Annotated in this window: 15 protein-coding genes; 4 read left to right on the forward strand and 11 right to left on the reverse strand. The window is 72.0% G+C overall.

The features are described 5' to 3' along the window. Nucleotides 1-10: 10 nt before the first annotated feature. From ACFQGL_RS30660 to ACFQGL_RS30700, 9 genes are all read right to left on the reverse strand, one after another. On the reverse strand, nucleotides 11-1,066 hold the full coding sequence (locus tag ACFQGL_RS30660; protein WP_377516143.1) for a glycosyltransferase family 4 protein: 1,056 nt from the start codon (nucleotides 1,064-1,066) through the stop codon (nucleotides 11-13). 159 nt (nucleotides 1,067-1,225) lie between these two features. Further along, the gene (locus tag ACFQGL_RS30665) at nucleotides 1,226-1,897 is read right to left on the reverse strand and encodes a BON domain-containing protein (RefSeq protein ID WP_377516128.1); all 672 of its coding nucleotides are present in this window, start codon (nucleotides 1,895-1,897) and stop codon (nucleotides 1,226-1,228) included. Between the two features lie 179 nt (nucleotides 1,898-2,076). Beyond that, nucleotides 2,077-3,708: a trypsin-like peptidase domain-containing protein gene (locus tag ACFQGL_RS30670; RefSeq protein ID WP_377516129.1), complete on the reverse strand. Its 1,632-nt coding sequence runs from the start codon at nucleotides 3,706-3,708 to the stop codon at nucleotides 2,077-2,079. A 62-nt stretch (nucleotides 3,709-3,770) separates the two neighbouring features. Next, nucleotides 3,771-5,327 carry a sensor histidine kinase gene (locus tag ACFQGL_RS30675; RefSeq protein ID WP_377516130.1) on the reverse strand — a complete coding sequence of 519 codons (1,557 nt, stop codon included), beginning with the start codon at nucleotides 5,325-5,327 and terminating at the stop codon, nucleotides 3,771-3,773. Continuing rightward, a complete protein-coding gene (locus ACFQGL_RS30680; protein WP_030336721.1) occupies nucleotides 5,324-6,025 on the reverse strand; it encodes a response regulator transcription factor in 702 nt (233 codons plus the stop codon). Before ACFQGL_RS30680 ends, ACFQGL_RS30675 begins: the two co-directional genes overlap by 4 nt. A gap of 98 nt (nucleotides 6,026-6,123) precedes the next feature. Beyond that, a complete protein-coding gene (locus tag ACFQGL_RS30685) occupies nucleotides 6,124-6,735 on the reverse strand; it encodes a PadR family transcriptional regulator (protein ID WP_377516131.1) in 612 nt (203 codons plus the stop codon). Then, complete coding sequence (locus ACFQGL_RS30690) at nucleotides 6,732-7,556, reverse strand: DUF4097 family beta strand repeat-containing protein (protein WP_377516132.1); 825 nt, start codon at nucleotides 7,554-7,556, stop codon at nucleotides 6,732-6,734. Before ACFQGL_RS30690 ends, ACFQGL_RS30685 begins: the two co-directional genes overlap by 4 nt. Nucleotides 7,557-7,741: 185 nt before the next feature. Then, nucleotides 7,742-8,692: a lysophospholipid acyltransferase family protein gene (locus ACFQGL_RS30695; protein ID WP_377516133.1), complete on the reverse strand. Its 951-nt coding sequence runs from the start codon at nucleotides 8,690-8,692 to the stop codon at nucleotides 7,742-7,744. Further along, complete coding sequence (locus tag ACFQGL_RS30700) at nucleotides 8,689-9,468, reverse strand: GNAT family N-acetyltransferase (RefSeq protein ID WP_377516134.1); 780 nt, start codon at nucleotides 9,466-9,468, stop codon at nucleotides 8,689-8,691. Before ACFQGL_RS30700 ends, ACFQGL_RS30695 begins: the two co-directional genes overlap by 4 nt. Before the next feature lie 168 nt (nucleotides 9,469-9,636). Here ACFQGL_RS30700 and ACFQGL_RS30705 point away from each other — a divergent pair, with 168 nt between their 5' ends. The 3 genes from ACFQGL_RS30705 to ACFQGL_RS30715 all read left to right on the forward strand — a co-directional run bounded on the left by ACFQGL_RS30705 (nucleotide 9,637) and on the right by ACFQGL_RS30715 (nucleotide 12,182). After that, nucleotides 9,637-10,284: a hypothetical protein gene (locus ACFQGL_RS30705; RefSeq protein ID WP_377516135.1), complete on the forward strand. Its 648-nt coding sequence runs from the start codon at nucleotides 9,637-9,639 to the stop codon at nucleotides 10,282-10,284. Nucleotides 10,285-10,425: 141 nt separating this feature from the next. Continuing rightward, entirely contained in the window at nucleotides 10,426-11,361 is a 936-nt protein-coding gene (locus ACFQGL_RS30710) for an ABC transporter ATP-binding protein (protein ID WP_377516136.1), read from the forward strand. Beyond that, a complete protein-coding gene (locus ACFQGL_RS30715; RefSeq protein ID WP_377516137.1) occupies nucleotides 11,358-12,182 on the forward strand; it encodes an ABC transporter permease in 825 nt (274 codons plus the stop codon). The genes ACFQGL_RS30710 and ACFQGL_RS30715 overlap by 4 nt, the downstream gene beginning before the upstream one ends. Before the next feature lie 80 nt (nucleotides 12,183-12,262). Here the strand turns inward: ACFQGL_RS30715 and ACFQGL_RS30720 are convergent, their stop codons facing one another. Together ACFQGL_RS30720 and ACFQGL_RS30725 are read right to left on the reverse strand one after the other, a co-directional pair. Then, nucleotides 12,263-12,670: a hypothetical protein gene (locus ACFQGL_RS30720; protein WP_377516138.1), complete on the reverse strand. Its 408-nt coding sequence runs from the start codon at nucleotides 12,668-12,670 to the stop codon at nucleotides 12,263-12,265. Next, complete coding sequence (locus tag ACFQGL_RS30725; RefSeq protein WP_377516139.1) at nucleotides 12,667-13,014, reverse strand: hypothetical protein; 348 nt, start codon at nucleotides 13,012-13,014, stop codon at nucleotides 12,667-12,669. Before ACFQGL_RS30725 ends, ACFQGL_RS30720 begins: the two co-directional genes overlap by 4 nt. A 264-nt stretch (nucleotides 13,015-13,278) precedes the next feature. Between ACFQGL_RS30725 and ACFQGL_RS30730 the strand changes: the two genes are divergently transcribed. Next, nucleotides 13,279-17,022, forward strand: a complete 3,744-nt coding sequence (locus tag ACFQGL_RS30730) for a multifunctional oxoglutarate decarboxylase/oxoglutarate dehydrogenase thiamine pyrophosphate-binding subunit/dihydrolipoyllysine-residue succinyltransferase subunit (protein WP_377516140.1) — start codon at nucleotides 13,279-13,281, stop codon at nucleotides 17,020-17,022. Nucleotides 17,023-17,092: the final 70 nt, after the last annotated feature.

The following is a 17,092-nucleotide window of genomic DNA, read 5'->3' on the forward strand; positions in this document are numbered from 1 at the left end:
GGGTCGGCGGTCAGCGGACCACCACCCGGGCTGGCTCGCGGACGTCGTGCCGACCGGCGGCGAAGCGTTGGTAGACGTCCTCGTAGCCCAGCGCCATCCGCTCGACCGAGAAGTTCTCCGCGACGTGTGCCACGCAGACCTCCGGGTCCAGCTCCCTCGCCGCCCGCAGCGCTCGGGGCAGCTCGTCGGGCCGCTCGCAGACCAGTCCGGTGAGCCCGGGCAGGACCAGCTCGGGCACCGCGCCCCGGCCGAGCGCGACCACCGGCGTGCCGGTCGCCATCGCCTCCAGCATCACCATGCCGAACGGCTCCTCCCACTGGATCGGCATGATCAGGCAGCGGGCGTCGACCAGCATCCGCAGGGTGTCCTGGCGGTCGGCGTTGAACACGACCGTCACGTCCTCGCCGAGCAGGGGTGCGACGACCTGGTCGTAGTAGCGGCGCTCGGCCGGTTCGTTGCACTTTCCGGCCAGCAGCAGCGGCAGCCCGGCGGCCCGGCACGCCCGGATCGCGATGTCCGGGCCCTTGTCCGGGCTGAAGCGGGCCAACCAGAGCACCGGCCCGGGGCCGGGCGTCGTCTTGCGTGGGAAGCCGCGCAGGTCCAGCGCGTTGTGCACCGTGCCGGCCCAGGGCAGGTCCGGGTTGAGCCGGCGCTGGGCGTGCGAGATGGCCACCAGGGCGACTCCCCGGTCGGCGTCGGCGAGCACGTCGCCGTACTCCCCCACCGGGTTGCCGTGCACGGTCGCCACCGTCGGAACGGCCCGGCGGCCGGCAACCAGCGGGCCGATCGTGGTGTGGTCGTGGATGACGTCGAAGTCCGCGGCCTTGATCACGCGGTTCACCCGGGCCAGGTGGGCCAGCTCGGGCAGCGACTCGCCGAGCCGCTCGTACTGCACCTCGGGGACGGTGGAGACGAAGCCGTCGGCCGCGGTGCCGTGCTGGCTGCCGGCGCCGAACAGGGTCACCGCGTGCCCGTGCCCGGTCAGCGCGTCGATCAACCCGGCGGCGACCTGCTCAAGGCCGCCGTAGCCGGGTGGCGGCACGGACAACCACGGCGGGACCACCATCGCGATACGCAACGACCGTGCCGGCGGGCGGTCGACGGGCGGGTGGTTCACGGCCACGAGTCCTCCCCGTTGATACCCGGTACCCGGTGTCGTCGCCGGTGGGCGTGGTCCGCGGCGGTTTCCCGATGGCGTCACCGGTAAACCGGACAAGACGGACGCTCATCCGCCGACCAGGAGTTGGTCGTGGACCACCCGGACCCCGGGTGCGGACCAGCCCACCCGCTCCACCTGGTCGCGTTCCCACCAGGAGCGGACCACCCCGGCGAGGACCAGCGTGTCGCCGTCCACCTCGACCGTCACCCGCTCGGCCCCGAGCGTACGCAGCAACGCACGCTGGACGTCCCGTCGCAGCCGGTCGGCGGCCGGCGGTGCCGCCGGCCGCACCTCGACCAGGTTGGTGATCCCCCGTACGCCGTCCAGCCGGCGCAGTTCCCCCTCGGCGGCGCGCCGCTGCCACCCGAACTCGACCTCGCCCCGAAGCATCAGCCAGCCGTTGGCGACGGTCACGTCCAGCCGTTCGGCGGGTACGAAGCTGTCCCACTCCAGCGCCCGACTGGCGGCGATGGCGATCTCACCGTCGGTACGCCCCGGTGTCCCCGGCAGCCGTACCTCGATCTCGTCGGCCACCGCGCGCACCCCGCGGACCCGTTGCGCGCACCGGGTCGCCGCCCAACTGTGGGCCGCACCGTCGACGAATCCGGTCAGGGTGACCACCCCCTGGTCGACGATCACGCCGATCTCGTTCGGTTGCAGCCGAGCGTCCCAGGCCAACTCGGCCAGGACCTCTCGCTGGATCCGCTGGTCGTCGCGGACATCCGCCGACGTGCTCATGGCATCCACCCCCGTACGGTCGCCGGCTCGCCTGCCGACGGTGCCGAACAGACGGGTGACGGCGGTTCACCCGATCCGGGTGAACCGCCGTCCGGGCGGAAGAGAGCGGCGGGTGACGAAGCCAACCCCCTTGGCTCCGCCACCCGCCGCTGGAGGGAGGAGGCAGGTTCAGATGTCGGTCAGGACGTCTCGGCGAGCGTCACGGTCGCCGACTTCTCGGCACCGTTCCGCTTGTACTGCACCTCGACCCGGTCGCCGACCTTGCCAGACTGCACCGCGCCGACCAGGTCGTCGGAGTCGTTGATCACCTTGTCGCCGAACCGGGTGACCACGTCGCCCCGCTGGAGGCCGGCCTTCTCGGCGGCGCTGCCCGGGGTGACCGAGGCGACCAGGGCGCCACCGCCCTCGGCCTGGTTGACGCCGACCCCGAGGGACGGGTGGCTCACCTTCTCGCCACGCTGGAGCTTGCCGGCGACGTCCTTGGCCTTGTTGCTGGGGATGGCGAACCCGACGCCGATGTTGCCGGTGCTCTGCCCGGAGGTGGCGATGGCGGTGTTGACGCCGATCACCTCACCCCGGGTGTTGACCAGGGCGCCGCCGGAGTTGCCGGGGTTGATCGGGGCATCGGTCTGGAGCAGGCCGGAGATCGAGCTGACCGCCTGGCTCTGCTGGTTCGGGTCCTGCTGCTGGCCCTCGCCGGCCCGGATGGTGCGGTCCCGGGCGCTGAGGATCCCCGAGGTCACCGAGCCCTGCAGGCCCAGCGGGCTGCCCAGGGCGAGCACCTGGTCGCCGACCTGCATGGCGTCGCTGTCGCCGAAGGTGGCCGGCTTGAGGTTGCTCACCCCGTTGGCCTTGACCACGGCCAGGTCGGTCTTCGGGTCGGTGCCGACGATCTTGGCCTCGGCGGTCTTGCCGTCGGCGAAGACGACCTGCACGGTGTCGCCGCTGGCGGAGGCGACCACGTGGTTGTTGGTCAACACGTAGCCGTCCGCGCTGAGCACCACACCGGAGCCCTCGCCGCTGTCGGTGGTGATGGAGACGACGCTGTCCTGTACGGCGGCGGCGATCTTCGGCAGGTCGGAGCCGTTGATCACCGGAGCGGCGGAGTAGGTGCGGGTGATGCCGCCGCCGTCGCCGTCCAGAGCGAGCGCGAGCGCGCCGCCCGCCACGCCGGAGCCGAGCATCAGAGCGAACACCGCGACGCCGGCACCGGCGAACTTGGCGATCCGGCCCGGCCGCGGCCCGGTGCCGGGGGGCGTGACCTGGGGGCCCCAGGGCGGTGCCGGCTGCCCCGGGTGCTGCGGCTGGTGCTGCGCGTGGTGCGGCTGGTGCGGCTGGTACGCCGCGCCCGGCAGGCCCCCGCCGGCCCAGCCGGACTGCTGGCCCCCGTACCAGGGTGCGCCGGGGTACTGGCCGGCGTTCGGCTGCGGGTAGCCGGGCTGGGCGGGCGCCGGGTGCCCGGACACCGGGTACTGCGGCGCGGAGGAGGTGGCGGCCGGGGGCTCGTACCCGGTCGGCTGGCCGACGGCCGGGGGCTCGTACCCGGTCGGCTGCTCGACGGCCGGGGGCTCGTACCCGGTCGGCTGCTCGACGGCCGGCGGAGTGCTGGCCGGCTGGCTGGCGTGCTCGGCGGGGAGGGCCGGGGTGACCGCGGTGGTCGGCGCGTCCGCGGACGCCGGGGCGACCGGGGCGGGGGTGGTGGGAGAGTCGGACTGCACGCGCTCGTCGCGCGGCAGCTCGGCGGTGGGATACGACGGCTCGGCGTCGGTGGGGGCCGGCCGGCGCTGCGGGTCGGACTCGAACTCGGTCATGGGACTACCCTCTCTCCGCCCTCTGCGATCAACCTGGAACCGTCCTGGAAGTTGGCTGAAAGTCACTCGCCCGCTCCGTCGTCCTGCGGCACCAGGGGTAGCCGTACCCGGAAGGTGGCCCCGCCACCCGGGGTGTCGCCCACCTCGACCATGCCGTGGTGGGCGGCGACCAGCGCCGCCACGATGGCCAGGCCGAGCCCGGTGCCGGTGTTGCCGTCGGCCCGCCGGGTCCGTGCCGCGTCCGCCCGGTAGAACCGCTCGAAGACCCGTTCCGCCTGCTCCGGGGAGAGACCCGGGCCGGTGTCGGCCACCTCCACCACGGCCAGGTTTCCCGTCTCGGCCCGCAGCCGCAGGCTGATCTCGGCGTCCGGCGGCGTGTGGGTCAGCGCGTTGGTCACCAGGTTGCCGATCACCTGGCGCAACCGCGCGTCGTCGGCGAAGACGACGAGCGGCCCGGAGCCGGGTTCGATCTCCAGCTCGATCCGCCGGTCCGGGGCCATCACCCGGGCGGCCTGCACCGCGTCCGAGGCGAGCACCGGCAGCTCCACCGGGGCGAGCGACAGCGGCCGCTCCCGGTCCAGCCGAGCGAGCAGCAGCAGGTCCTCCACCAGGAGCCCCATCCGGGCCGCCTCGTCCTCGATCCGGCGCAGCAGGCCGGCGGTCTGCTCGGGTGCCCGGGCCGCGCCCTGCCGGTACAGCTCGGCGAACCCCCGGATGGTGGTCAGCGGGGTACGCAGCTCGTGCGAGGCGTCCGCGACGAACTGCCGCATCCGCTCCTCGGAACGCCGGGCCCGCGCCTCCGACGCCTGTGCGGCGGCGGCCGCGTCCCGGGCGGTGCTCTCCGCCGAGCGGGCGGCGGTCTCCGAGGCCGCCCGGGCGGTGAACGCCGCCTCGATCTGGGTGAGCATCGCGTTCAACGCACGGGAGAGCCGGCCCAGCTCGGAGGTGGGCTCTTCCTGGCCCTGCTCCGGGTCGGGCACTCGGCGGGTCAGATCACCGCCGGCGATGGCGGCGGCGGTCCGCTCGATCTCCACCAGAGGCTTCAGGCTGGTCCGCACGATGGCCGCGCCCACCGAGGCCAGCATGATCAGCACCGCGCCGCCGACCAGCAGGTCGATCCAGACGAGCTGCTTGACCGCGCGGTCGACCTCGGTCAGCGGCTGGCCCACGGCCAGCACCGAACCGTCCGGCTGGGCGGCGTAGTAGACCCGCCAACGGGTGCGCCCGTCCTGGGACGGGACGGTCTTCGGCTTCCCCTCCAGGTCCTCGAAGCCCGCCCGGGTGGTGGGGAAGCTGGGCAACTCTTCGGGGCCGCTGTTCGTCTTGTCGTAGTACGGCCGGGACACCCTGTTTCCGTCGGCGAGTGAGACGACGTAGTCGCTGGGCAGCATCGCGTTGACCTCACCACTGCGCAGACCTGGGAGATATTGACCGAGGCCCTGCGTGGCCGAGCGGATCTGCCCGTCCACCTGCCCGACCAGGTAGTTGTGCAGGAAGTAGGCGGTCAGCGAGCTGATCACCAGCAGCGCCGCGGCGACCAGCGCGAGCACCGAGGCGACCAACTTGACCCGCAGCGGTACGCCCCGGAGCCGTCCCTTCGCCTGCTGGACCGCGTTCACGCCGCCGGCTTGCGCAGCACGTACCCGACGCCGCGCAGGGTGTGGATCAGCCGGGGCTGGGTGGTGTCGACCTTGCGCCGCAGGTAGGAGATGTAGGACTCGACGATGTTGTCGTCGCCCCGGAAGTCGTAGTTCCAGACGTGGTCGAGGATCTGCGCCTTGGACAGCACCCGGTTGGCGTTGAGCATCAGGTAGCGCAGCAGCTTGAACTCGGTCGGCGAGAGCTGCACGCGCTGCCCGGCCCGGTGCACCTCGTGGGTCTCCTCGTCCAGCTCCAGGTCGGCGAACGTGAGCCGGGACGGTGCCTGCTCGCCGGTGGTGGTGCGGCGCAGCACGGCGCGGATCCGGGCGGTCAACTCCTCCAGGCTGAACGGCTTGGTGACGTAGTCGTCGCCGCCCAGGGTCAGCCCGCGGATCTTGTCGTCGGTGGCGTCCCGGGCGGTCAGGAAGACCACCGGGGTACGCGTACCGCCCTCGCGGAGCATCCGGATGACCTCGAAGCCGTCCAGATCCGGCAGCATCACGTCGAGCACCACCAGGTCGGGCCGGTGGTCCTTGGCGGCGTTCAGGGCCGCGCTGCCGCTGGTCGCGGTGGCCACGTCGAAGCCCGCGAAGCGCAGGCTCGCGGAGAGCAGTTCGAGGATGTTCGGGTCGTCCTCGACGACGAGAAGTCGCGCCTCGGTCTGGGTAGCGGGCATGGGCCCATCATCGGTGACCTCACTGCGCCGGCGCTGGATGCTTCCTGCAAAAAGCCTGTGAGTCGCCGAGCCGCCCCGAGTCGGCCGGTGACCTCACCTCAGCGCAGCAGCCGGCGCAGGCCGTCCAACGCGCCGTCGAGCAGCCGGATCGCGGTACGCAGTTGGCCGTCGCTGAACTGCCGGGCCCGCGCGAGCCGGCCCACCTCGACGGTGAACGCGGACAGCCGCTGGTCGAGCTCGTCGAGCAGGGCGGCGCGCGGCCCTGCTCCCGGTGCGGGCCGGGGCGGCGGAGGCGGTGGCTCCCACCGGGTACGCCGGGTCTGCCGAGCGGCCTCGCTCAGCTCCCGCTTGAGGTCCCGCATCGAGCCACTCACCTCGCTGCGGATCTCGCCGGCCAGCGAGGAGAGGTCCGCCACCGAGGCGGCGATGTCCGCTTCGAGCGTGCTCAGCTCGCCGGCCCGCTGCCGAAGCTCGTCGCGGCCGGCGTCGGTGATGCCGTACGTCTTCCGCCCGCCGGCGGCGGTGTGACTGACCAGCCCCTCGGCCTCGAGCCGCTGCAGACGTGGGTAGATGGTGCCGGCGCTGGGCGCGTACAGGCCGAGGAACCGGTCCTCAAGCAGGCGGATCAGCTCGTAACCGTGCTTCGGGCCGTCGTCGAGGAGCTTGAGCAGATAGAGCCGGAGTCGGCCGTGGCTGAACACGGCGGTCACGGCTGCTCCTCCTGGTTGGCGTCCACCGGGCGGGCGAGCAGGGCGATGCTTCCCGATGTCGCGGACGCCCAGAGCCTACCTTCGCCCGCGCCGAGCACTCCCTCGCTGTTGGCCAGTGGGAACGTCGAGGTGTGGACCTGCGGAAATCCGCTGGTGATCCGGCCCGAGGCGGTGTGCAGCCGAACGGCGAGGTCGCTGTCCTCGCGGACCCGGACGGTGATGCTGCCCGAGATGGTGGTGAGTCGGATCTCGCTGCGCCGGGCGTTGTCCAGGTCGCAGGTGATGGCCCCCGAGACGGTCTGGACGTGCACCCGCTCGGCGGCGCTGCTGGCGAGGATCACCTCACCGGAGACCGTCTCCAGGGTGAGGTCACCGCCGACGCTGAGCGCCTCGACGGGACCCGACGTGATCTTCGCGGCAGTGCTGCCACGCAGGCCCATCAGGGTGATCTGGCCGGCGGTCACGTCGACCCTGGTCTGTTGGCGCAGCCCGGAGGCGACCAACGAGCCGGCGACCAGGCTCAGGTCGGCGAACACATCCGCCGGCACCGCGACGGAGACGTCCACCCGCGAATGGTGGGTGATCGCCCGGAACCACCGCAGGGCGTCCGCCCAGCCCCGGCCTCTCTCCTGGCGGATGAAGAGCCGGCCGTCCTGGTGGGTGACGAGGACGGGCCGCCGGCCGACCCGGGTGACGTCGACGCGGGCCGGGCCGTCGGCGGCGACCACGTTGAGCCGCCCGCTCACCAGGCGGACGTCCAGCCGGGTGACCGGGCCGTCCACGGTGAGCCGTTGCGGGCTGTCGACCGTCCATCCGGTCATGGCGTCCTCCTCGCGACGACGCGCCCACGCGCGTCCGACGAGCAGACACTAACGCGATACATCGCGACTGCACAAGATTGACGCGAGGCCGGGCGAACGCCGGAGACGGTGCCGCCTCCGAGCCATGACTTCGACTCGGAGGCAGCCTGCTCAGGCAGGGCCGGCCGCGCCGCCGGCGGGCGTCGTCAGGCCGCCAGGTCCAGGTCCCGTCCGGCGTCCGTCGTCGGTGCGACCACCGCCGGCCCGGCCGCCGAGGTCAGGGTGGGCACCGCGTGCAGCCGGGTCCGCGGCACGGCACCCGTCGAGGGCACCAGGTGTACGGCGGACTCGGCGGCCCGGGCCAGCAACCGCCGGTCGGCGTCCCGGGCCGGGTGCAGCGCGGCGGCGATCGTCACCGAGACCACCAGTTCCCGGGCGGCCACCACCCGGGCCACCGAACGCAGCAGCGTGTCCGCGCCGAGGAACGCGGCGGCGGTGGTGGTCGCGCCGGTGGCCTCGCACCGGTAGCGGAGCCGCAGCGGCACCACCGGGCTGCCCGTGTCGATGGCGGCCTGGAACATCGCGGGCCGGAACCCGCCGCCCGGACGGCAGTCGGTCGCGTCGTCGCCGGCACACCAGGTCGTACCCTCCGGGTAGACCGCCACCGACCGGCCGGCGCGCAGCGCGTCGGCGACCCGGCGCACGGTGGCCGGCAGCGCCCGCGGCCGGGAACGGTCCACGAAGACCGTGCCCGCCGCCGCGGCCAGCAGGCCGATCACCGGCCAGGAGCGGACCTCCCGCTTCGCCACCATCCGGGTCGGTGCCACCGCCAGCACCGCGAGGATGTCCAGCCAGGAGACGTGGTTGGCGACCAGCAGCGCGCGTCGCCGGGGCAGTCGACCCCGGATCACCAGCCGGACGCCGAACGCCCGGGCGGTACCCCGGGCCCAGCCGCGTACCGCCGCCTGCCGCTCCGGCGCCGGCAGCACCAGCAGCAGCACCGCCAGGCCCACCCCGGCCAGCAGCATGCCGGCGGCGGCGACCAGCCGGAGCACCCGGCGGGCCACCGGCACCGTGGGTACCTCGCCGGCTGCCGGAAGGCACTCCTCGTCGCAGCCGGACGAGGGCCGCCAGAGGTCGTGCGGTACGGCGGTCACTGCTCCGCCCCGCCCAGGAAGTGCCGCAGGTAGCGCGGGTTCATCCGGTCCAGGGAGAAGAGCACGTAGAAGTCGGCGCACCCGAAGTCGGGGTCGTACGACGGCTCACCGCAGATCCACGCGCCGAGCCGCAGGTAGCCGCGCAGCAGTGGCGGCACCACGACGCGACCGGCCACCTCGGCGGCGGCGGCCGGGGCAGCGGCGGTGGCCGGCTCACCGAACCAGGGCCGCAGCGGGCGGACCCGCAGCGGCGGCGGTGCCAGGTGCCGGGCCTGGGCCTGGGCCCACACCTCGTCCACCGTCCGGCCACCGTCGGCCACCGGCACCGAGGCGCAGCCGCCGAGCCAGCGGGAACCGCGCAGGTGCAGGTACCGGGTGATGCCGGCCCACATCAGGTTGATCACCGCACCGGAACGGTGGTCCGGGTGTACGCAGGACCGGCCCGCCTCGACCAGGTCGCCGCGGAGCGGGTCGAGCGCGGTGAGGTCGAACTCGTCCTCGGCGTACCGCCGGCTGGTGCGCCCGGGTGGCAGCAGCCGGTACGTACCGACCACCTGGCCGGTGCTGTCCTCACGGACGATCAGATGGTCGCAGTGGGCGTCGAAGGGGTCCACGTCCAACCCGGCCTCGCCCGGGAGAAGGGTGGCGCCGAGCTCGGTGGCGAACACCTCGTGACGCAGGCGTTGCGCGGCCGCGACCTGGATCGGGTCGTCGGCGATCAGCAGGGTGTATCCGCTGGTCGTCAGAGGTGCGCCAGCGGCATGCAGAACGGCCATGGGATCTGTGTAAGTGCCCCGAGTTGCCATCCCCGGTGACCACCGGTGTCGATCGGGTGAACGCCGGCCGGCACCTCGGCGCGACCACCCGTTATGGCCCGATGCCGATCGTGCGAGGCTGCCGGACAGGCCCGGCGACGGCACCGGGCGTCCAGCCGGAGGTTGACGATGCGCATCGAGTCCCGCTACAACGGGCCGTCCGGCTCCGGCAACGGCGGCTGGAGCGCCGGGGTCTTCGCCGCCGAGGCCGGCGGAACCGGACCGGTCGAGGTGACGCTGCGCCGGCCACCACCGCTGGAGACCCCGCTGACGATGGTCGACGGCGAGGTCCGTGACCCGGCCGGCGAGTTGGTCGCCGAGGTCCGCCCGACCGGGGCGGTGGAGGCCGTCGTACCGCCGGTCGATCGGGCGACCACGGTGGCTGCGGCGACCCGCTACCCCGGCCTGGTCGAGCATCCGTTCCCGGACTGCTACGTCTGTGGCCCGCACCGGGCGGACGGCCTGCGGATCTTCCCCGGCCGCCTGCCGGACGACCGGACCGCCGCGCCGTTCCGGGCACCCGAGCAGGTCACCGGCGCCACGGTCTGGGCCGCGTTGGACTGCCCCGGCGGCTGGACGGTGCTCGCGCCGGGTCGCCCGTACCTGCTGGGCCGGATCGCCGCCGTGATCACCGCGCTGCCCGCGCCGGGCGACGAGTGCGTGGTGACCGGTGCGCTGATCCGCGCCGAGGGTCGCAAGGCGCTGGTGCACACCAGCCTGTACGGGCCGGACGGCGTGCTGCTCGGCGCGGCCCGGGCCACCTGGATCGCCCGCTGACCCACGCCGTCGTCCGCAGGGATGAGCCGCGTCCACCCCGAGACGGACCACGTTGTACGGACCGAGCCTGATTGACCTTGTTGCGCTCGACCGTCACGCTGTGCCACGGCGTACCTCGACGCCACGCACGGGAGGAGAACGATGACTGACGGGCAGCGAAGCCCCACCAGCGACGGTCAGATCGTGGTGTCCGGTCTGACCAAGCAGTACAAGAACGTGAGGGCGGTGAACAACCTGTCCTTCACCGTCGCGGCGGGGCGGGTGACCGGCTTCCTCGGCCCGAACGGTGCCGGTAAGACCACCACCCTGCGCATGCTGCTGAACCTGGTCACCCCGACCGCCGGTACGGCGACCATCAGCGGCCAGCGGTACGCCGACCTCGCCCAGCCGCTGCGGCACGTCGGCGCGATCCTGGAGGCGTCCAGCGCGCACAAGGGCCGCACCGGCATCAACCACCTGCGGGTGATCTGCGCGGCGGCCGGGCTGCCGAAGCAGCGGGCCGACGAGGCACTGGCCCTGGTCGGGCTGACCCCGGCCGCGAAGCGCAAGTTCAAGGGCTACTCGCTGGGCATGAAGCAGCGGCTCGGTATCGCCGCCGCGATGCTCGGCGACCCCCGGGTGCTGATCCTCGACGAGCCGGCCAACGGGCTCGACCCGGAGGGCATCCGGTGGATGCGTGGGTTCCTCAAGAACCTCGCGCACGAGGGCCGTACGGTGCTGGTCTCCAGCCACCTGCTGTCCGAGATGCAGCTGCTCGCGGACGACGTGGTCATCATCGCGGCCGGGCAGCTGGTCCGGCAGGGACCGGTCGACCAGGTCCTCGGGTCGATGGCGCAGGGTGCCCAGGTCCGGGTCCGTACCCCGCAGGCCGAGGCCCTGACCGCCGCGCTGAAGGCGCAGTCGGCCACCGTGGACGTCGACGAGCACGGCGTCCTGCTGGTCTCCGGGGTGGACGCTCCGACGATCGGCCGGTCCGCCCTGGCCGCCGGCGTGGAGCTGCACGAACTGACCACCGAACGGCCCGACCTGGAACGGGTCTTCCTGGAGCTGACGGCCGGAAAGGCGGACATCCGATGAACCTGGTCCGATCCGAGCTGCTCAAGATCCGTACCACCAACACCTGGTGGATCTTCGCGCTCATCTCGCTGCCGCTCTGGGCGCTCACCCTGCTGATCAACTGGCTCCAGGCCGACGCCCTGACCAGCGGGAACATCGGCGATGTCCCGCCCGATCAGGCCGACACCCTGGCGGCCGCGTCCAGTGCGGACGCGCTCTCGTCGAACCTCTTCACCACCGGGCAGTTCTTCGGGCTCATGATCGTGATGCTGCTCGGCATCATCGTGGTGACCAGCGAGTTCTTCCACCAGACGGTGACCACCACGTTCCTCACCCAGCCGCACCGCACCGCGGTGATGAGCGCCAAGCTGGTCGCTGCCGGCCTGCTGGCGCTGCTGTTCTGGCTGGTCACCACCGCGCTCAACCTGGTCGCCGGGTCGGCGGTCCTGAACGCGATCGGCGAGGGCTCGCAGCTGGGCAACGACGCGGCCTGGCGGGCGATCGGGTTGAACCTGCTCGCGTACCTGCTCTGGGCGGTGTTCGGCGTCGGCATCGGGGTGCTGATCCGCAGCCAGATCGGTGCCACCGTGACCGGGATCCTGCTCTACCTGGGCGGCTCGATCGGCGCCGCCGTGGTGATCGCCATCCTGGCCAACCAGTGGGGTGAGTGGATCAACAACCTCCAGCTGCTGGTGCCGTCGCTCGCCTCGTCGCTGATGGTCACCGGGACGGACATCCCCGGCAACCCGCCGCGCTGGGCCGGTGCCGCGGTGCTGATCGGGTACGCCGTTGTCACGGGCGTGGCCGGCACCCTGTTGATGCGTCGGCGCGACATCTCCTGACCGGTTGGACCGGGGTGGCGACGGCACGGTTGCCGCCCCGGCCCACTGGTCGGCCGCCCGGGCCGCCCCCGGCCCACTGGTCAGCCACCCGGGCAGCCCTGGCCTCCGCTGATCGGAACGCAGTGGCCGACCGGCGGGACCGGTTCCTGATCGGCCGGCGTGTGGCCGATCAGGACGCTGGTGGCCATGCTGCCGGCGAGCGCCGCCGCCAGGTAGAAGACCACCATCCCGCCAAACGCCCAGCCGAAGTGCCGCCGCCAGCTCTGCTCTCCGGCCAGCCCGGCGAGCAGCAGGCCGGCGACCGGGAGCACCGCGTTGAGCACCAGCCCGGCGGTCAGCAGGGCGTCGGTGGTCGCGCCGAACGCCCGCGCCGCGTCGTGGGTCGGCGTGTACGGCGTGGACGTCCGCCGGACCAGGCCCACCACGAGCAGGAACGGCACCCCGTAGAGCCAGGCGAAGAAGAGCCCGCCGAGGCCGAGGCGCTTCACGAGCGACCCAGGTACACGCCGGCCACGAGCGCGCAGGCCACGCCGCTGACGACCGCGGACAGGGTGCCGGACAGCACCACCGAGGAGATCCGGCGGACGAGCAGGGCGGTGACCGCCGCCGTCACGATCAGCAGCCCGACCAGCACCGGCGCACCCCCGAACAGCCCGACCAGCAGCAGCTTCTCCAGCGGCGACAGGCAACTGAACATCGCCGTACAGTCGTCCTGCGGCGCGCTCGGCACGCTCAGGGTGCCCACCGCCAGGGCCGCGACCACCGTGGCGTACCAGCCGAACGCCACCGCCATGCTCCGGCCGTAGTTGCTTCGTACCCCCGTTGGATCCATGCCGGCGATCCTGCCAAGCACCGCCCGCGCGGACATCCGTACCGGTACTCAGTCGCAGGCGGTGACCGCCGTAGCAGTCATCGAAAAACCCCGCAGCACTTGCTGAACTTCTGGCATCTTCTGTGAAACGGACCACGCGACCGAGGCGGAAATGCCTGCGGGATCCGTACGGCGTAGCCTGGGAGCCGTCCAGTCCGCGCTCGGAACCGGGCGCGACGGCACCGCGTGACACACAAACCCGCGTGAAAGAGGCGATTACCGGCCGTGTCGACCCAGCAGACTTCGCAGGAGAACCCACTGGCGGGTTTCGGCCCGAACGAGTGGATCGTCGAGGAGATGTACCAGCGCTACCTCGCCGACCCAACGAGTGTCGATTCAGCCTGGCACGACTTCTTCGCCGACTATCGACCAGCGCCGGGCGCCGGCACCCCCCGTGGGGGTGACTCGAAGGGCGCACCGGCCGCCGCACCCGAGCCGGACGGCCAGCCGGAGCCGGCCGCAGAGGTCAGCCAGCCGAGCGCCAAGACCCAGCCGGCGACCGCCAGCAAGCCGGCCGCCGCCAAGACGGCATCCAGCACGCCGGCCGCCGCACCGGCCCCGGCGAAGGAGGCACCGGCCAAGCAGGCCGCGAAGCCCGCCGCGCCGACCGTCGACGGCCCACAGACCACCCCGCTGCGCGGTGTCGCCGCGAAGATCGTCCAGAACATGGACGCCTCGCTGAGCGTGCCGACCGCGACGAGCGTGCGCGCGGTCCCGGCGAAGCTGCTGGTCGACAACCGCATCGTGATCAACAACCACCTCGCCCGGGGGCGCGGCGGCAAGGTCAGCTTCACCCACCTGGTCGGCTACGCGCTGGTCCGGGCGCTGGTCCAGCACCCCGAGATGAACAACTCCTTCGCCGAGGCCAACGGCAAGCCGGCGGTCGTCCGCCCGGCGCACGTCAACCTCGGCATCGCGATCGACCTGGCCAAGCCGGACGGCTCCCGCAACCTGGTGGTCCCGTCCATCAAGGCCTGCGAGCAGATGGACTTCCGGCAGTTCTGGCAGGCGTACGAGGACGTGGTCCGGCGGGCGCGGCGCAACGAGCTGACCATGGAGGACTACTCCGGCACCACGATCTCGCTGACCAACCCCGGCGGCATCGGCACCGTGCACTCGATGCCGCGGCTCATGCAGGGGCAGAGCGCGATCATCGGTGTCGGCGCGATGGAATACCCGGCTCCCTACCAGGGCATGTCCGAGACCACCCTCGCCGAGCTGGCGGTCAGCAAGATCATCACGCTGACCAGCACGTACGACCACCGGATCATCCAGGGCGCGCAGTCCGGCGAGTTCCTCAAGGTGATGCACGAGCTGATCCTGGGTGAGCACGGCTTCTACGACCAGATCTTCACCTCGCTGCGCATCCCGTACGAGCCGGTGCGCTGGGTCCGTGACGTGGCCGTCAACTCCGAGGGTCAGATCAACAAGACCGCCCGGGTGCACGAGCTGATCCACGCGTACCGGGTGCGCGGTCACCTGATGGCCGACACCGACCCGCTGGAATTCACCATCCGCAAGCACCCCGACCTGGACGTACTCCAGCACGGGTTGACGCTGTGGGACCTGGACCGCGAGTTCCCGGTGAACGGCTTCGCCGGCCAGCAGCGGATGAAGCTGCGCACCATCCTCGGCGTGCTGCGGGACTCCTACTGCCGTCGGGTCGGCATCGAGTACATGCACATCCAGGACCCGGAGGAGCGGCGCTGGATCCAGGAGCGGATCGAGCGCAAGTACGAGAAGCCGTCTGCAGACGAGCAGAAGCACGTGCTCAACCGGCTCAACGCCGCCGAGGCGTTCGAGACCTTCCTGCAGACCAAGTACGTCGGCCAGAAGCGCTTCTCGCTGGAGGGTGGCGAGTCGCTGATCCCGCTGCTCGGCGAGGTGCTGGAGTCCTCCGCCGAGGGTGGGCTGGACGAGGTCGTGATCGGCATGGCGCACCGGGGTCGACTCAACGTGCTGGCCAACATCGTCGGCAAGCCGTACGAGAAGATCTTCTCCGAGTTCGAGGGTCACCTGGACCCGCGCTCGACGCAGGGCTCCGGCGACGTGAAGTACCACCTGGGGCAGAACGGCAAGTTCACCACCCCGGACGGCGAGCACGCCGTCAAGGTGTCGCTGGTGGCCAACCCGTCGCACCTGGAGGCCGTCGACCCGGTGCTGGAGGGCATCGTCCGGGCCAAGCAGGACCGGATCGACCTCAAGCTGGAGGGCTACACCGTGCTGCCGCTGGCGGTGCACGGTGACGCCGCGTTCGCCGGGCAGGGCGTGGTCGCCGAGACGCTCAACCTGTCGCAACTGCGCGGCTACCGCACCGGTGGCACCGTGCACGTGGTGGTCAACAACCAGGTCGGCTTCACCACCGCCCCGGAATACAGCCGCTCCAGCCTCTACAGCACCGACGTGGCCCGGATGATCCAGGCGCCGATCTTCCACGTCAACGGCGACGACCCGGAGGCCGTGGTCCGGGTGGCCCGGCTGGCCTTCGAATACCGGCAGGCATTCAACAAGGACGTCGTGATCGACATGGTCTGCTACCGCCGGCGCGGGCACAACGAGGGCGACGACCCGTCGATGTCCAACCCACAGATGTACAAGATCATCGACTCGAAGCGCTCGGTCCGCAAGCTCTACACCGAGGAGCTGATCGGTCGCGGCGACATCACCGTGGAGGACGCGGAGGAGCTGCTGCGCGACTACCAGGCGCAGCTGGAGAAGGTCTTCAAGGCCACCCGGGACGCCGCCTCCGCGCCACGACAGCTCAACCGGCCGCGCCGCGAGGAGGAGCCGGAGCCGCAGGTCGACACCGCCACCGACGCCGCAGTGGTCAAGGCGATCGGCGAGGCGCACATCAACCTGCCGGAGGGCTTCACCCCGCACAAGCGGATCCAGCAGCTGCTCGACCGGCGGTCCAAGATGTCCGTCGAGGGCAACATCGACTGGGGCTTCGGCGAGATCATCGCGCTCGGTTCGCTGCTGCACGACGGGGTGACCGTCCGGCTGGCCGGTCAGGACTCCCGCCGCGGCACCTTCGTGCAGCGGCACGCCTCGGTGGTGGACGCCCGTACCGGCGACGACTACCTGCCGCTCAAGTCGCTCACCAACGACGGCGAGCGCTCCCGGTTCTTCGTGCACGACTCGCTGCTCAGCGAGTACGCCGCGATGGGCTTCGAGTACGGCTACTCGGTGGAGAACATCAACGCGCTGGTCGCCTGGGAGGCCCAGTTCGGTGACTTCGTCAACGGTGCCCAGTCGGTGATCGACGAGTTCGTCTCGTCCGGCGAGGCGAAGTGGGGCCAGCGCTCCGCGGTGACCCTGCTGCTGCCGCACGGCCACGAGGGCCAGGGCCCGGACCACACCTCCGGCCGCCCGGAGCGGTTCCTGCAGATGTGCGCCGAGGACAACATGCGGGTGTCCATTCCGACCACCCCGGCGAACTACTTCCACCTGCTGCGTCGCCAGGCCCTGTCGCCCAAGCGCAAGCCGCTGGTGGTGTTCACGCCGAAGTCGCTGCTGCGGCACAAGCTCTGCGTGTCGTCGGTGGAGGACTTCACCACCGGCACCTTCCAGCCGGTGCTGCGCGACACGGCCGCCCCGGCCCCGGAGGCGGTCAAGCGGGTGCTGCTCTGCTCCGGCAAGATCTACTACGACCTGTTCCAGGCCCGGCAGGAGCGCGGCGTCACCGACACCGCGATCATCCGGATCGAGCAGCTCTACCCGATGCCGGTGGAGGAGATCCGGGCCGCCCTGGCGCAGTACCCGAACGCGGAGGACTTCGCCTGGGTGCAGGAGGAGCCGGCCAACCAGGGCGCCTGGTCGTTCGTCGCGCTCAACCTGCTGGAGCACCTCACCGACGTCCGGCTGCGGCGGATCTCCCGTCCGGCCGCGGCCGCCCCGGCCGGCGGTTCGGCCAAGACCCACGAGGTAGAGCAGAACGCCCTGATCGAGGCAGCCCTCCCCCGCCCGTAAAAAACACCCGCAACAAAAACGCCGGTCCCGTCCCGCCCCAAGCGGAACGGGACCGGCGTCTTCCCCACCC

The sequence above is a fragment of the Micromonospora vulcania genome (assembly GCF_042658605.1).
Lineage (GTDB): Bacteria > Actinomycetota > Actinomycetes > Mycobacteriales > Micromonosporaceae > Micromonospora > Micromonospora vulcania.

Excerpts from the sequence above, each read along its gene's own strand:
- ACFQGL_RS30660 (WP_377516143.1), bottom strand. The coding sequence starts at position 1,066 with ATGGTGGTCCCGCCGTGGTTGTCCGTGCCGCCACCCGGCTACGGCGGC.
- ACFQGL_RS30665 (WP_377516128.1), bottom strand. The coding sequence starts at position 1,897 with ATGAGCACGTCGGCGGATGTCCGCGACGACCAGCGGATCCAGCGAGAG.
- ACFQGL_RS30670 (WP_377516129.1), bottom strand. The coding sequence starts at position 3,708 with ATGACCGAGTTCGAGTCCGACCCGCAGCGCCGGCCGGCCCCCACCGAC.
- ACFQGL_RS30680 (WP_030336721.1), bottom strand. The coding sequence starts at position 6,025 with ATGCCCGCTACCCAGACCGAGGCGCGACTTCTCGTCGTCGAGGACGAC.
- ACFQGL_RS30690 (WP_377516132.1), bottom strand. The coding sequence starts at position 7,556 with ATGACCGGATGGACGGTCGACAGCCCGCAACGGCTCACCGTGGACGGC.
- ACFQGL_RS30700 (WP_377516134.1), bottom strand. The coding sequence starts at position 9,468 with ATGGCCGTTCTGCATGCCGCTGGCGCACCTCTGACGACCAGCGGATAC.
- ACFQGL_RS30705 (WP_377516135.1), top strand. The coding sequence starts at position 9,637 with ATGCGCATCGAGTCCCGCTACAACGGGCCGTCCGGCTCCGGCAACGGC.
- ACFQGL_RS30710 (WP_377516136.1), top strand. The coding sequence starts at position 10,426 with ATGACTGACGGGCAGCGAAGCCCCACCAGCGACGGTCAGATCGTGGTG.
- ACFQGL_RS30715 (WP_377516137.1), top strand. The coding sequence starts at position 11,358 with ATGAACCTGGTCCGATCCGAGCTGCTCAAGATCCGTACCACCAACACC.
- ACFQGL_RS30725 (WP_377516139.1), bottom strand. The coding sequence starts at position 13,014 with ATGGATCCAACGGGGGTACGAAGCAACTACGGCCGGAGCATGGCGGTG.